Raw genomic sequence first — 14,329 nt, forward strand, 5'->3', positions numbered from 1 at the left:
AGCGCCAGAGCGTAAATGGCCGCAAAAAACCAGACAGAATGAGGCCTTTTGAGCCAAAACCGCCGGTTTAGTAAAAAGCTGGACTTTGCGGGCTAATTAGTATTGGCAATTGGCACCTCCCTCGCTGTACAATGCCGTCCAATTTTTGGCCTTGATTATACGAGTATCGAAATGACAGACCTAAGTTTATACAGAAACATTGGTATCTTCGCCCACGTTGACGCGGGTAAGACCACCACCACCGAACGTATCCTTAAGCTCACCGGTAAAATTCACAAGCTGGGTGAAGTGCACGAGGGTGAATCCACCACCGACTTCATGGAGCAGGAAGCCGAGCGCGGTATTACCATTCAGTCCGCCGCTGTTACCTGTGAGTGGAAAGGTCACCGCTTAAACGTTATCGACACCCCTGGGCACGTTGACTTTACCGTTGAAGTATACCGCTCACTAAAAGTGTTGGACGGCGGTATCGGCGTATTCTGTGGTTCAGGTGGTGTAGAGCCACAATCTGAAACCAACTGGCGCTATGCCAACGAGTCTGAAGTTGCTCGTATCATCTTTGTTAACAAGCTCGACCGTATTGGTGCCGACTTCCTGAATGTTGTCGATCAGGTTAAAAACGTACTGGGCGCCAACGCGCTGGTTATGACCTTGCCTATCGGCCGCGAAGACACCTTTAAAGGTGTGGTTGACCTGCTGTCACGCAAAGCGTACGTGTGGGACGACTCTGGCCAACCAGAAAACTACAGCGTAGAAGACATTCCTGCCGATATGGCGGATGACGTCGAGATGTACCGCGAGCAGCTGGTTGAAACCGCCGTTGAAGTCGACGACGACCTGCTGATGGCCTACATGGACGGTGAAGAACCTTCTATTGAAGACCTGCAACGCTGCATCCGTAAGGGTACTCGCGATCTGACTTTCTTCCCTACTTTCTGTGGTTCTGCCTTTAAAAACAAAGGTATGCAGTTGGTACTGGACGCCGTTGTTGATTACCTGCCTGCTCCGACTGAAGTTGACCCACAAGAGTTGACCGACGAAGAAGGTAACCCAACCGGCGAGAAAGCCATCGTATCGGCCGACGAGCCATTAAAGGCACTGGCCTTTAAAATTATGGACGACCGCTTTGGCGCCCTGACCTTTGTGCGTATTTACTCGGGTCAGCTAAACAAAGGCGACACTATCCTCAACTCGTTTACCGGTAAAACCGAGCGTGTTGGCCGTATGGTTGAGATGCAAGCCGATGAGCGCAACGAGCTAAGCCACGCGCAAGCCGGTGACATTATCGCCATCGTGGGCATGAAGAACGTGCAAACCGGTCACACCCTGTGTGATCCCAAGCACCCCTGCACCCTAGAAGCCATGGTGTTCCCAGATCCCGTTATCTCTATCGCCGTTGCCCCTAAAGACAAAGGCTCTACCGAGAAAATGGGTGTTGCCATTGGTAAAATGGTGGCCGAAGATCCATCGTTCCGCGTTGAGACCGACGAAGACTCAGGCGAAACCATCCTGAAAGGTATGGGTGAGCTTCACCTGGACATTAAGGTCGACATCCTTAAGCGCACCTACGGCGTAGAAATGGTTGTGGGTCAGCCTCAGGTGGCTTACCGCGAGACCATCACCCAAGAGATCGAAGACTCTTACACCCACAAGAAGCAGTCGGGTGGTTCGGGTCAGTTTGGTAAAATCGACTACCGCATCAAGCCGGGCGAAGCAAACACTGGCTTCGTCTTTAGCTCAAGCGTTGTCGGCGGTAACGTACCTAAAGAGTTCTTCCCCGCGATCGAGAAGGGCTTTAAAGGCATGATGGACAAAGGCCCTCTGGCCGGCTTCCCCGTGCTGGATGTTGAGATCGAGCTGTTTGACGGTGCGTTCCACGCCGTTGACTCCTCGGCCGTTGCGTTCGAAATCGCCGCTAAAGGCGCCTACCGTCAATCCATGCCTAAAGCTGGCCCGCAGTTGCTGGAGCCCGTGATGAAGGTTGACGTGTTCACCCCGGAAGATCACGTTGGTGATGTAATCGGCGACCTGAACCGTCGTCGCGGCATGATCGCCGGTCAAGACCCAGGCGCCACCGGTATCCGCATTAAGGCAAATGTTCCACTGTCTGAAATGTTCGGCTACATCGGCCACCTGCGTACCATGACCTCGGGTCGCGGCCAGTTCTCTATGGAGTTCGCACACTACGCACCTTGCCCCGCTAACGTCACTGAAGACGTGATCGCCAAGGTTAAAGCGCGCGAAGCCGAAGAGAAAAAAGGCTAATAAACGAGCCCGACAAAAAGCCCCCGTAACCTTAGGTTGCGGGGGCTTTTTTATGCCTTAAGGTTTTACCCACAGTAACGGATGCCCCAACCACAACCTTCCTCCCGCACACTCAATACGCCCCAGCACTACCGAGATACAAAGCGCCGGTGTAGACTTAATAACGCGTAAACGCCCATCGGCAACAAAGGGCAGCGGCCAAATAAGGAGCATCTGGCAATGGCACCTCACTATGATTAAGCCACGCGGTATCACCCCCCAACACCTGGCGATCTTTACCCTGACCACAGCACTCAGCGTATTGGCCGGCAGCGCTCAGGCTGACATTCTGCAACAATGGCTGCACAGCTTTGAGCAAAGCAAGCTAAACTTTAACCGCTCAAACTCCAACACCCCGTTTCTGCCCTTAGCGTTTGTCGATGCCCGCAACTACCAAGACAGCAAGCTCACCCTCACCGACGGCAGCACCGTCGAGTACGATCAATCAAGCGTCAATCAGGGCGCTATAGTCCCGTTTTTAATGACCCCACGCGACGTGCTCGTGATCGGTGACTGGGTCAGTATGTCGAGCTTAAAACCCAACTCAGACACGTTAGAAGATTTTGATGTGCTATCGGTCGGCATCCCCATCGGCTGGATGCGCCAACTCAACGATGACTGGCAGGTGGGCGGCTTTGTCATGCCCCTAGGGCACAAAGCAACACTCGAAGACTCCTCCTGGAACTGGGAGACGCTAGGCGGTGGTTTTGGCCGCTACGTGCAAACTGAGCGCCTCTGGTGGGCCTTTGGAGTGTACTTCGACATTAATACCGACACCGAGACCTGGCTGCCCTACTTGGGCGCCTCTTACGAGTTTAACGACCGCTGGACCTTAAGTGCCGTTATGCCGTGGCCCGCCATTTTATACGCACCTAACCGCGACACCCTGTTTCGCTTTGGTGCCGCCCCCTCCGGCAGCTCTTGGCTGCTGGACACAGGCGGCGAGCGCATCAGCTATGCCCTGGATGGCTGGGACTTAGCCTTCTCTGGCGAGCACCGAATCTGGGGTGATATCTGGCTAGAGTTAGAGGCCGGCATCGGAGGGTTAAAAGGCCTAAACATCAGCAACGGCGACTGGCAAGAGCCAGCGCTAGACGTCAGCACCAGTGAGTTTATAACCTTTGGCATTAATTTTCGGCCTTCACTTAATTAATGCGCAACCGCCAAAGCACACAACTAAATTATTCAGGCTGGGTTATGCACGCTCAGGAGCTCCAAAAAACAAATAAGAAAAACAGGCCAACGATGACCGCTAAACCGACAAAACTGCAAAACCACCCGGCGTCATTTTTACCCCCCAGATAAGTCCTAGAGCCTGAAGCAGGATACTTTCCCAGGGTAAACACCTTGCATACCGGCCAACCAACCCAGTAACAAAGCGTATAAAAAAGAATCTCGTATATGACCCACCAAACTACCCTCAACAATCCTCCTGCGATTTCGTCTACCATAATTTTCTAATTCCCTTTTTGTGGCGCCGCAAGAAGAGGCGTGTTAGCGGAAGTAGCCCAATCAGAATCATCCACTATATGGGCTTGCTCAGTGCATTTGTAATCCCGTCATGAAAAGTCCCATAAGCGACTGATGGCAGATGGCAAGCACAAAAAACTGCATTAACCGCCTGCGTGCGCACTATGATAAAAACCTTAAATACCATGAACCGTGACAAAAAACCTTGGCAACAAGCGTAAAAACGTAATTGCATTAGACGGTATTTTTACGACTGTCGCTTGTTGTGTGACGCTACCACTTTTCATTAGCTGGTGGCTTGAGCACTGTTTTTAGGTAATTAAAATACTTAGGATCATCATTTTCGAAGATCTCCTTCCCAGCCCCCATATAAGCTCTGGCAAGCTCATCCAATGCCCTGTCCATATTACCTAATTCAAATTGAGATTGGCCAAGACGCAGATGAATAAATGGATTACCAATTGCTCCAGGACAGTGCATCGCATCAGATAATGCATCTTTAGCTTGTTTATATGCACCTTGCATAAAGTTAACGTCGCCTATAGCGGTTAAAAGCCAAGTGCACGCCTCCCATCTTTCAATTGGCTGAGACAATAGATTCAAAGCTTCAATAAATTGTGTTTCAGCATCTTTATACTTACCTGCTTCGGCTAGATAACTTCCTTTTTGAGAAAGCATCTCAACGTTTCCATGTATATCCTCAGGTAGCTCCACTGCAAACCCTTTTGTGATTAATAAAGTAAGTAAGGAAAATACCATTAATCTGACGACTTTCATTAAAACTCTCACTGAACCTCCCATAATATTGAGGTTTTTTATAATCGTGCACGTCGCCATAAACACCTAGAAAACTTTAGCCCAAAGGCACTCGAAAAAGCCTCTGGCAATTAGTCAGTGTTTCCTCGGCATCATGGGAAGCCCAATATAACTATACAGGGCGTCTACTTTTCATGGGTAACTTGGGAAGCTAACGCCGCGCTTTGCGGCTGCTTTGTAGCGCCAGCGGAAAAGCAGTGCGACGACAGGGTAATCCCCCCAGAAATTAACAGGGGCCAAAAGTAGAATTTTCTCGTATTATTTGCGCAGGAGATTTTGCATGAAAAAATCGAAGTATTCAGATAGCCAGATCATGGCCATTCTTAAGCAAGCTGAGGCCGGAACCCCGGTCCCAGAGCTGTGTCGCGAGCACGGCATGAGCTCTGCCACCTTCTACAAGTGGCGCAGCAAGTACGGCGGAATGGACGCTTCTATGATGGCCAGGCTCAAGGAGCTGCAGGAGGAAAACCGGCGTTTAAAGAAGATGTACGCTGAAGAGCGCCTGAAGGCCGAGATTGTCCAGGAAGCGCTTCAAAAAAAGTGGTGAAGCCATCTCGACTCAAAGAGGTGGCGCAGGATGCAGTTAAGCACAAAGGCGCCAGTATACGTGTGGCTTGTGCGGCCGTTGGCATCAGTGATACCTGCTACCGCTATCAGCCCAAACTCAGCAGCGAAAACGCCGAGATTGCCGATTGGTTGATCCGGTTAACCCATAATCAGCGCAACTGGGGTTTTGGGCTCTGTTATCTGTACCTGAGAAACGTCAAGGGCTATGGCTGGAACCACAAGCGTGTTTACCGGATATACAAGGCGTTAGAACTTAATCTGCGCATCAAGCCGAAGAAGCGGCTTGTGAGAGAGAAACCGGAAGCGTTATCGGTGCCCGAGGCTGTGAATGACTGCTGGTCAATGGACTTTATGCACGACCAGCTTGAAGATGGTCGAAGTTACCGGCTATTCAATGTGATTGATGACTTTAATCGTGAAGGCTTGGCGATCGAAGTGGACTTTTCCTTACCGGCAGCGCGGGTAATACGCGCCTTGGATCAGATCATTGAATGGCGCGGCAAGCCCAAGCAGCTACGTTGTGACAACGGTCCCGAGTACATTAGCGGTTTATTGGCGACTTGGGCGGAAAACCGTGGTGTTGAGTTGGAGTTTATCCAGCCCGGCAACCCACAGCAGAATGCTTATATCGAACGCTACAACCGCACAGTTCGCTATGACTGGCTGGGGCAATACCTCTTCAGTTGCATCGAAGAGGTTCAGCAACACGCTACCAACTGGTTGTGGACTTATAACAACGAAAGGCCGAACATGGCCTTGGGTGGCATAACGCCAATACAAAAACTGGCGTTAGCCGCATAGCCTTCTACTTTTAGCTTCGGTTAAAAATGGGGGGATTACATATTTAGCGTAGCCAGTAATAGACGTCGTCACATTCTCGTTAGTCATCAGTTCTTGCATAGCTACTTGACCAACAAGTTCAAAGGCTTGTTGCAGCGCAAGAGGATTTTCATCATTGGCTAATTTCATTTCAGTCGGACAATTCACAGTTAATAGGCGAGTAACTAAGTTACCAACATATTGATCTGTAGATTCAATATCCTTGCTACTAGCCTTTGAAAAAGAGGATATTTCTGGATGGGCTGCGATTGCAAAATAAATCCATTTTGCAAGCTGCTTTCTCTCTTTCCCATTTAGTGCATCAACCAAGCATGTTCCAAGACTTTCTGTTGGTGTTGCAGAAAAAGACATCTGGGTGAAGCCTAAAGATAGAGCGATGACAAAAATTAAATAGATTCTTTTCACGGAATTCTCCTTGTTTAAGTGTGTGAGAGCTTAACGCCCGCCATAAACGGCCGAGTGAAACGAGATCCGGCGACTGAAGGGAACGAATTTAATGGCTTGGTTATATTTCTTCATCACCAAGCTCGGACATTCACAATAACTGACTGCTACGCCTTACTGTCAGAATATCGACCTGGTCTCTGACGCTGTAAATGATCCGATAGACTCCGAATATGACTTCTTTGATGCGACGTCCTCCCACTTCTGGAACGACGCGTCCACTTTCAGGAAAGTCCGACAGTCGCTCCACAGCGTCAAATATGCCTTCCACCCACTCAGCCGCAGCGTGGGACTTATCTTCCGCAATATACTGGGCAATATCCTCAACACGTTCCAAGGCAAGGGGAGACCAAACAATCCTCATTATGCCAGCCTGCTCAGAACTCGTAATTTTGCCTCTTTATGAGAAATACCTTCCCCACTGGCCAGCTGCTCTTCAGCTTTATAAATCTCCTCCAACAGCTCCAGCCGCTCTTGCATTCTTTCGTATTCCTGGACGTCCACCAACACGGCAACTCCACGCCCCCTCTGCGTTAACACCATAGGGCGGCGGGTTTCATGGATCTGCTTTACAAATGTGGCTATGCCCGCCCGGAACTCAGAAAGGGGGCGGATATCTTCATCGACGCGAACTCTTGACATGGGAACCACCTGTGTACACCTATTTGTACCTTTAAGTGTACGTCTATGCTTTGGGGTTGGCAAACAGGGACGCTACGAAACGTAACGCCTGAGCTAATTCGCGCCGCTTTGCGGCGTGATTAATTATGCCCATCAACACCAACGCGTACCACTTCATTTTGCAAAAAAGAATGTGGTGCCGGTGTAATATTCGGGCCAGAACAATTTTCAGATTTACGCCTACCAGTGAGGTCAAACCAAGCGCAGGAACAGAGGTCTAGAAACCCACCAGAAAGAGAAACTGGATGATTGGAATATTTCTTTGTGCCTTTTTTAACGTGTAGTAAGGCACAAGTACTGTCAGGGCTAACGGCTTGGATGAGCATGAAGTCAGAGTGCCCAGACCTAAGGTGTTGCTCGCCATACTCCCTAATAAGAATGCTCTTTTCCTCTGCGGATCGGCGAATGATGTAGTAAGGGCCACCCTCTATATCTAAACCCAGCACCCCATGCTCCAGTTTGCTTAGGTCAATTTCGATTGTTTCAGCAGATAAATTCGCTGAGATCGCGAAAAGAATACATAGAGCTGCGAGTAGTTTGATTCCATTCATATCATTTGCCTTGGGCATAACGCCGCCATAACCGGCAGCTGGAGCGTAGCGTAGGCTGTCCGGCGCCGCAAGGCGCGAAGTTCATGGCCTTGTTAAGCATTGAACCTTGCTACGATAGATTTACATTCAGACAAAGAAACCTCTTTTGCCCACTCAATTGATTTTTCTATTTCTGCCTCGTGCCGCTCTAGTGCTTCTTTTGACCAAAATTGCCTTGCTGAACCAATTGGCAAATGATCAGTTTCCGACGAAACACCAGTGAAGGCTAAAAAGTCTTTATCATCTTCGGGCAGGCCAACTTCAAACCTCAGCGAAGATAACTCAATGGCACCCTCTAAATAGTGAATAGAGCCATCAAGCATGCCGCTTGCAACTTCAACTGCACGCTTACGCTGCCTCTCTATGTATTCTTCGTGGCTCATTTTCATAGGATGCTTAACGCCAGCGCACAACGGCGCACTTGTAATGGAGGCGCAGCCGCAATGAAAAGGGCGTCCAGCGGCCACCGGCCGCGAATTGACGCGCCTTGTTACGTTTTGAGTCTGGCACGGAGTTCGTCAGCTGTGTAGGTGAGAGACTCATGGCCGAAACGGGGCGAGGCCAAAACCTCGACGATTTGTAGGCTCGACGATCCCAGCCAGGCAGCGCCCAAGAAATTGCTCATCGGTACGAACACCGGGTACAGCCCGCTTTGGTCCAAATTCTCGGCAAACACTTCTGCTTTTTCTGCTGACGACCAAACAGGAAGATCCCTGCCGCCCTCTGCTTGCAGGATATAAAGCGATTGGCCTGCCATCAGCACCCAAACACCCTCTTGCTCCTGAACAGAGGTGATAAATTCGCGATCACCGAGGATTTCTACATTCATCCAATTACTCGATACCTTGTCGATGAAACGTAACGAGACCGTAGAAATACATTCTTCACAAACATACACCACAGCCGTCTTCTTTGATTTTTGTTTGATCATCATTCAACCACATTCGCTTAACATAATCACCTATTCTGCGCGGTGCAGCCTAGGTGGTTGTGGATAAGGCTGTGGTTAAGCAATCGCGCCGTAATTCGCTAATTTCTCAATATTATGCACTAAACAGAATAACCGCCATTGCCCCTGAACTTTCGTTTTGCCACGCAACGAGAACCGGTTAAGCCTCTTTTGTGTACCCATGTTCGCAAAAACCGGCTCGACGGTAGACATACGATGGCCGTATATCGCCTTTCCGTATCGGCTGTCCACTCGTCGCTTCATCCAGTCGGTCGCAGTGCGACCATTGGTGTAGGTAATAGAAACCTGCCGACCGTGCCCCTCTCGCGTATCCGCCGAACTTGGGTTGCGCATACACTGGTGTTTGAGTTCGCAGTGGCGACAGTCAGTCAGCTTTCCTTCAAAGAACAATTTACGTTTTTCATCCGAGATAATGACTTCATTTTTCAACCACATCTCTTTGCCGGCTGGACAGCGACACGTTTTCTTCTTTCTATTAAAGATAAATTCGCTAGCAGGAATTACAGCCTTCACGCCTTTTACCGTGTCTCGGTGGCGCTTGCCGTATTTGTCTTTCTGTTGGGCGAAGATTTTGTCTCGTGAGCGGAACTGATTGTCGGGAATATACGCATTAACACCTTCTCGGCGAAGGTATTCATTGTTCGCATCGTTCGAGAAGCCGGTGTCGGCGGTAATAATCGCTTGATCTTTGAGAATGTCCGGGCTGATGCCGGTGCGGACGTAGCGTTGTTTAATGCCGGTGAGCATTGGCTCTAGTGTGTGGTGCTCCTGGCCTTCGCCAAACGCTTGCGCTTCAATAATGATTTGATGTTTCTTATCCACTGCAGCGACACCGTTATAGCCTTGGATAGTGCCCTTACTCGTGGTCATCTTAGCCGATTCATTATCGGTGATATTGCTTTTGACTTCTTTTGGTTTTTTACCCTGCCCCATCCGTGGGGTTGCCGTCTTTAGAAACTGGTTGATCCTTTCAAACTCCTGTCCGAGCGTCACTGATGCGCTTTCCAGCTGCTTTTTTCTTTCTCGCTCGGCGGGCTTTCGGCCATCCAGCTTTTTATGCTCTTTCAGGCACGCTCGAATTTTTCGTTGTATTTTGTCACGCTTGGTCTCCAGCTCAGGCAAGGTGCCGGAGTGCTCCTTCGCGGCATTGGAAGACATTTTACAACCATCAATGGCAAACAACTCATTGCCCAGAAGCCCTTGCTCATCACACACCAAAAGAACCTGCTCAAACACAGACTCGATAGCCTCTGGGTAGCGACTGACAAAGCTGGCAATGCCGGTAAAGTGAGGCACTGAATCGCAGGACAGGGCTTTGAAAATAATATTATGCTCGCACTGCCACTGAATCTCTCGGCTCGACGTAATGCCTTTGGCATAGGCGAACAAAATAATCTTTAGAAGAATGGCGGGGTCATACGCCGAGCGACCACCGGCATCGTTATTATAATGTTCGTGGAAAGCTGAGAGGTCGATATGTTGATCGATCAGGTGGTGTAACGTAAATTCAAACGTATTTGGCTGAATTTGCTCTTCGAAATTAATCACAACCATGGCATCTTGGCTGTAGTTATACTTTTTGAAGTTTGGCATGGCAATGATCCCTTATGCGATGGCCAATTTTAACAAAAAACACCTATTTTTTGGAGTTTTTCTACAGTCTCAACGCCGCCATAAAGGGCCGACTGGAGCGCAGCGTAAGGAGGTCCAGCGGAACGAAGTGGAGCGATTTTTGATGGCCTTGTTATGCAAACACTACATATAGTGATATACATGCGTTATTAACAGCATATCCACAGATAAAATACAATATATTGTGCTTGATTAAAACCATACACAGCTGTACTCTTAAGGGTCTTCCCCTATTCGGGTGGAATCATAGCCATCTCCTCACTCTCCATCTAAAATACCAAGCTCGAATTTGTCATATTTGATCCTTGGACAACTAATGGACGAGCTATCACTTTACGAGAGCATTCTTGGGCTTCAAGAGCCTTGGGCAGTTGAGCATGTCGAGCTGTCTAAGGACGGGGTGGTCCATGTCTACACCGAGCACGACCGGGATGCTGAGACCCTATGCCCTGAGTGCGGTTGCGCATGTCCCCGGTACGATACCCGCGATAAGAGTTGGCGGCACCTAGACACTTGCCAGTTTCAGACCATTGTTCATGGCGCTGTACCCAGAGCAAAATGCCCCGAGCACGGTGTTTTGCAGGTCAATGTCCCGTGGGCCGAAAGAAATTCACGCTTTACGTTACTGTTCGAAGCAATGGCGATTCAGTGGCTTAAAGAGGCCAGCATTAACGCAGTGAGCCGCCGCCTTGGGCTGAGCTGGAACGCCACTGATGGAATTATGCGTCGTGCCGTGGCGCGGGGGCTTTCGGCCCGTGAGTCGGTGGACTACCAGCATATAGCCGTGGATGAAGTTAGTAGCAAGAAAGGCCACAAATACATAACCATTGTCTCCAATGAATCAGGCCAGGTCGTCGATGTCCAGGATGACCGCTCAAAGAGCAGCCTTGCGGCCTTCTATACGAGCTTATCGGAGCGAGAACTCGACTCAATTCAAACCGTTAGCATGGACATGTCGCCGGCCTACCTTTCGGCCACCAAAGAACATGTGGATGGCTGGGAACAAAAAATCTGCTTTGATAAATTCCACGTAGCGATGGATTTAAACAAAGCCGTCGATTCTGTCAGAAAGGGAGAGATGCGGTTCGCCCCAGCTGATCAAAGAAGGCCTTTGCACCTATCCCGCTTTAACTGGTTGCGCTCCGAAGGTAAGTTAAAAAGCCATCACTGGGACACTATCAACTCACTGTCTAAAGTGGCAAAGAAAACCGCTCGAGCATGGGCAATTAGGCAATACGCCATGCAGTTATGGAACTATTCTACTCGAGGTTGGGCTCAGAGAGCTTGGGCTCGTTGGTACGGATGGGCGGCCCGCTCCAGGCTAACTCCGATTAAAACAGTGGCGGCTAGCATTAAGAAGAATCTCTGGGGAATCATCAACGCGATCGTTCATAGAAAAAGCAATGCTGGAGCAGAAAGTATCAATAGCAGAATAAAACTGTTGAAGGTACGTGCGCGAGGATTCAGAAATAAGGAACGGTTTAAGACGGCCATACTGTTTCAATTGGGAGGGCTGTGTTTAATTCCCGCCCACCTGAATTAGGGAAGACCCACTCTTAACCAGTGGTCTAATTTTGAAATTCTAACGCCCAAATTGAAAAGCCCCCAAAGGCAAGCAGCCTTTGAGGGCTATAAAACCTCCGACCAGAGAGATTTAGGCGGCTAGTGTATGTTTCACGATACTCTAGCGCAAGAATTCTGAAGTTATTTGCCGCACAACTTTCAATTAACTTTTAGAGATCTATATTATGAGCCTTAAACCAGGTCCAAAACCGATAGCAAAATCAACAGGAAAGCCCGATCAACGCCGACGTGACAACAAAAGCACACCGGGAAATAATCCGGCTTTAAAACCTAGCAAATCATCAAAAAAATAGGACGGATTACTGGAAGGCTACTAACTGAGTTGTAGCCTTCCAGTATAAGTCTTCTGGTAATTTGAAGACTGTGCATAACGCCGTTGTTTAGCGGCGCCCATGTAGCGCAGCGAAATGGGCGTCCGGTGTAGGGCCGGAGGCCCGGAACGTACTACAACACTTGGTTATACAGAATCCTCGACCAAACGGTGGCTTGCCTCATCTGCGCCAAGCTCAGACAGCAAACCTTGCACGGCTGAAAAATCACTTTGGGCCATCGCCATTTTGTAATACCCATTCGAACGCTTTGCCATATCGAATGTCGACTTTATATCTTCGAGTGCGTCTGCGAGTTCCTGTGCGTTATCTGTCGCAAACTCAAGATCCAGAGAGGAAATGTAGATACGGGTTCTGTCAGGGCTGAAGAGTGTGGGAAGGCGCTGGCCATGAAAAAACGGCGAGTTCTCATACACATCGTTCCAGGTCAGCTTTGAAAAATGCTTATCCCAATTGATTTCTTTTTCGGCCATTTGAGCCTCTCGATAGATGATGAATTTCTGTAATCATGGTAGAACGCCCCATTACTGATGGCGCCCCCACACAGATCCGGACGTGCGGAATTACCGCATCCGGCTCTTCAATAATATCATTGCCCGCGTAAAGCACAGACACCCTTAATACCAATCTACAATAACGCTCGGCTTTCGCACTCGCATTGACCGTAAACCAAAGTGCTTTAGCATCGCCTTTATCCCCGCCCAAGTAAAACTTCGGCGCTGACTGCGACGATTCAGCCATTTATACAAGCTATCCAATATACGGTCAAATATCCGTCCCACGCTCAAACTATTACCTGACAACCCAAAGTAGTTGCAAAAGCCTACTACCTTACGGTTTAACATCGGAATTAAACGCTCTAAGCGCCTGTGGCGATTCGCTTTAATCCAATCCGCGAAGTCTTTCAGCGCCGCCCGATGTTTCTTGGGCGCCGTCTTTCGCCTCAGCCTTGGCTCGCCTTTGAAGTCGATGTCCCAGTAGAACTGAAAACCCAAGAATTCAAAATGGCGCACCTGACTGGGATGAAAGCGACTAAAGCGCTTTATCGATGTCTTGTCTTCTGCAACGTCTAGCTTGAACTTCTTCAACCTCGAACGCAGCTTTGCATAAAAGTGCTCGGCTTCATTACGATACTGAAAGGCCACCACAAAGTCGTCGGCATACCGAATCAACATCGCGCGCCCTTGTAACTGGGGTTTGACGCGATGCTCGAACCAGATATCCAGCGCATAGTGCAAATAAATATTCGCCAGTACGGGGCTGATGACCCCGCCCTGTGGCGTACCCGATAGCGGCTTATGGTACGTGCCGTCGGGTTCTTTTATTCGCGCTTTCAGCCATTGATTAATGAGCGTCAGAAGTCGCTCGTCATCAATGCGCTGTCTTAGCATACGCATTAGCCATGCATGGTCCATGTTATCGAAGAAGCCTTTTATGTCGGCCTCGACGATATAACCATAGCCTTTGAACTGCAGGTTAACTTGCAAGCTGTGAACGGCTTGATGGGCACTTTTATGAGGGCGGTAGCCATAGCTGCTGCACAGAAAATCCTGCTCCCAAATACTTTGCAGAATATCGGCAACGCTTTGCTGTACGATTTTATCTTCCAGCGTTGGCAGGCCCAATGGCCGCTGCTTTCCATTGCTTTTGGGGATATACACGCGCTTTACCGCATTGGCTCGATACCGATTGGTTTTGAGCTTATCGGCTAGCGCATGAATATTGTTGGATAGCGCAGCTTCGTATTGCGGTGCAGTAACACCGTCAATCCCCGCCGCTGATTGCTTATTGAGGGTTGCCCACGCACGATACAGCACATCGGGTTTCAATGTTCCAAACATGTTCTGAAAACCGATGCTTCGGATGGGTTTGTGCTTTAAATGCTATGGCGTTTAATGCGGTTGTCATAGTGATTCCAGCCCTACTCTGTCCGGCCTATGTGTCTGTTAAACGCCGCGATATTATTGTCAGCCCCTTTGCCATGTAGACGGCTTTCCCGCCCGCAGACTACTATGAGCTGATCCGACTTCCGAGAGGCCATTGTTCGCCTCGCTTTTTACTCAGCAGCCCTACCCACATCCTGTAGGAGCGCTCTCGGATCT

The 14,329-nt window shown here is 49.4% G+C and carries 14 protein-coding genes; 4 read left to right on the forward strand and 10 right to left on the reverse strand.

Features of this window, described 5'->3' with window-relative positions; genetic code table 11:
- The first annotated feature begins 171 nt into the window (after positions 1-171).
- Both fusA and ACGHAD_RS15680 read left to right on the forward strand, forming a co-directional pair.
- Entirely contained in the window at positions 172-2,265 is a 2,094-nt protein-coding gene (gene fusA, locus ACGHAD_RS15675; RefSeq protein WP_339618084.1) for an elongation factor G, read from the forward strand.
- Positions 2,266-2,497: 232 nt separating this feature from the next.
- A complete protein-coding gene (locus ACGHAD_RS15680) occupies positions 2,498-3,457 on the forward strand; it encodes a hypothetical protein (RefSeq protein WP_382417129.1) in 960 nt (319 codons plus the stop codon).
- Between the two features lie 590 nt (positions 3,458-4,047).
- Here the strand turns inward: ACGHAD_RS15680 and ACGHAD_RS15685 are convergent.
- A complete protein-coding gene (locus tag ACGHAD_RS15685) occupies positions 4,048-4,551 on the reverse strand; it encodes a tetratricopeptide repeat protein (RefSeq protein ID WP_382417131.1) in 504 nt (167 codons plus the stop codon).
- A gap of 319 nt (positions 4,552-4,870) precedes the next feature.
- On the opposite strand from ACGHAD_RS15685, the gene ACGHAD_RS15690 reads away from it, so the two are divergent.
- A protein-coding gene (locus tag ACGHAD_RS15690) for an IS3 family transposase (RefSeq protein ID WP_390402929.1) occupies positions 4,871-5,958 on the forward strand; the annotation gives its coding sequence in 2 pieces (ribosomal slippage) (positions 4,871-5,123 and positions 5,123-5,958; 1,089 coding nt in all).
- On the opposite strand, the gene ACGHAD_RS15695 is transcribed toward ACGHAD_RS15690, so the two are convergent.
- From ACGHAD_RS15695 to ACGHAD_RS15725, 7 genes are all read right to left on the reverse strand, one after another.
- The gene (locus tag ACGHAD_RS15695) at positions 5,947-6,402 is read right to left on the reverse strand and encodes a hypothetical protein (RefSeq protein ID WP_382417075.1); all 456 of its coding nucleotides are present in this window, start codon (positions 6,400-6,402) and stop codon (positions 5,947-5,949) included. The genes ACGHAD_RS15690 and ACGHAD_RS15695 overlap by 12 nt on opposite strands.
- Before the next feature lie 130 nt (positions 6,403-6,532).
- Positions 6,533-6,805 (reverse strand): type II toxin-antitoxin system RelE/ParE family toxin, encoded by a 273-nt coding sequence (locus ACGHAD_RS15700; RefSeq protein WP_382417077.1) that lies wholly within the window; start codon positions 6,803-6,805, stop codon positions 6,533-6,535.
- Complete coding sequence (locus ACGHAD_RS15705; RefSeq protein ID WP_382417079.1) at positions 6,805-7,083, reverse strand: type II toxin-antitoxin system Phd/YefM family antitoxin; 279 nt, start codon at positions 7,081-7,083, stop codon at positions 6,805-6,807. The genes ACGHAD_RS15700 and ACGHAD_RS15705 overlap by 1 nt, the downstream gene beginning before the upstream one ends.
- 119 nt (positions 7,084-7,202) lie before the next feature.
- On the reverse strand, positions 7,203-7,691 hold the full coding sequence (locus tag ACGHAD_RS15710) for a hypothetical protein (protein WP_390402932.1): 489 nt from the start codon (positions 7,689-7,691) through the stop codon (positions 7,203-7,205).
- Between the two features lie 74 nt (positions 7,692-7,765).
- Positions 7,766-8,101 carry a DUF2489 domain-containing protein gene (locus tag ACGHAD_RS15715; RefSeq protein WP_382417083.1) on the reverse strand — a complete coding sequence of 112 codons (336 nt, stop codon included), beginning with the start codon at positions 8,099-8,101 and terminating at the stop codon, positions 7,766-7,768.
- A gap of 101 nt (positions 8,102-8,202) precedes the next feature.
- Entirely contained in the window at positions 8,203-8,646 is a 444-nt protein-coding gene (locus ACGHAD_RS15720; protein ID WP_382417085.1) for a DUF2750 domain-containing protein, read from the reverse strand.
- 72 nt (positions 8,647-8,718) lie between these two features.
- Positions 8,719-10,275, reverse strand: coding sequence for a transposase (locus ACGHAD_RS15725; protein ID WP_390402934.1), 1,557 nt, complete (start codon positions 10,273-10,275; stop codon positions 8,719-8,721).
- 355 nt (positions 10,276-10,630) lie between these two features.
- On the opposite strand from ACGHAD_RS15725, the gene ACGHAD_RS15730 reads away from it, so the two are divergent.
- Entirely contained in the window at positions 10,631-11,857 is a 1,227-nt protein-coding gene (locus ACGHAD_RS15730) for an ISL3 family transposase (RefSeq protein ID WP_382417069.1), read from the forward strand.
- 498 nt (positions 11,858-12,355) lie between these two features.
- Here ACGHAD_RS15730 and ACGHAD_RS15735 read toward each other — a convergent pair whose 3' ends face one another.
- Positions 12,356-12,700: a hypothetical protein gene (locus tag ACGHAD_RS15735; RefSeq protein WP_382414888.1), complete on the reverse strand. Its 345-nt coding sequence runs from the start codon at positions 12,698-12,700 to the stop codon at positions 12,356-12,358.
- A 144-nt stretch (positions 12,701-12,844) separates the two neighbouring features.
- A complete protein-coding gene (ltrA, locus tag ACGHAD_RS15740; RefSeq protein WP_382414886.1) occupies positions 12,845-14,068 on the reverse strand; it encodes a group II intron reverse transcriptase/maturase in 1,224 nt (407 codons plus the stop codon).
- Between the last annotated feature and the right edge of the window lie 261 nt (positions 14,069-14,329).

This window comes from Gilvimarinus japonicus (genome assembly GCF_042847215.1).
Taxonomy (GTDB): Bacteria; Pseudomonadota; Gammaproteobacteria; order Pseudomonadales; family Cellvibrionaceae; genus Gilvimarinus; species Gilvimarinus japonicus.

Bases quoted from the DNA above. Each gene is read 5' to 3' on its own strand.
- ACGHAD_RS15710 (WP_390402932.1), bottom strand. From the start codon at position 7,691: ATGCCCAAGGCAAATGATATGAATGGAATCAAACTACTCGCAGCTCTA.
- ACGHAD_RS15735 (WP_382414888.1), bottom strand. From the start codon at position 12,700: ATGGCCGAAAAAGAAATCAATTGGGATAAGCATTTTTCAAAGCTGACC.
- ltrA (WP_382414886.1), bottom strand. From the start codon at position 14,068: ATGTTTGGAACATTGAAACCCGATGTGCTGTATCGTGCGTGGGCAACC.
- ACGHAD_RS15730 (WP_382417069.1), top strand. From the start codon at position 10,631: ATGGACGAGCTATCACTTTACGAGAGCATTCTTGGGCTTCAAGAGCCT.
- ACGHAD_RS15720 (WP_382417085.1), bottom strand. From the start codon at position 8,646: ATGATGATCAAACAAAAATCAAAGAAGACGGCTGTGGTGTATGTTTGT.
- ACGHAD_RS15680 (WP_382417129.1), top strand. From the start codon at position 2,498: ATGATTAAGCCACGCGGTATCACCCCCCAACACCTGGCGATCTTTACC.
- ACGHAD_RS15725 (WP_390402934.1), bottom strand. From the start codon at position 10,275: ATGCCAAACTTCAAAAAGTATAACTACAGCCAAGATGCCATGGTTGTG.
- ACGHAD_RS15705 (WP_382417079.1), bottom strand. From the start codon at position 7,083: ATGTCAAGAGTTCGCGTCGATGAAGATATCCGCCCCCTTTCTGAGTTC.
- ACGHAD_RS15685 (WP_382417131.1), bottom strand. From the start codon at position 4,551: ATGAAAGTCGTCAGATTAATGGTATTTTCCTTACTTACTTTATTAATC.
- ACGHAD_RS15700 (WP_382417077.1), bottom strand. From the start codon at position 6,805: ATGAGGATTGTTTGGTCTCCCCTTGCCTTGGAACGTGTTGAGGATATT.
- fusA (WP_339618084.1), top strand. From the start codon at position 172: ATGACAGACCTAAGTTTATACAGAAACATTGGTATCTTCGCCCACGTT.
- ACGHAD_RS15715 (WP_382417083.1), bottom strand. From the start codon at position 8,101: ATGAAAATGAGCCACGAAGAATACATAGAGAGGCAGCGTAAGCGTGCA.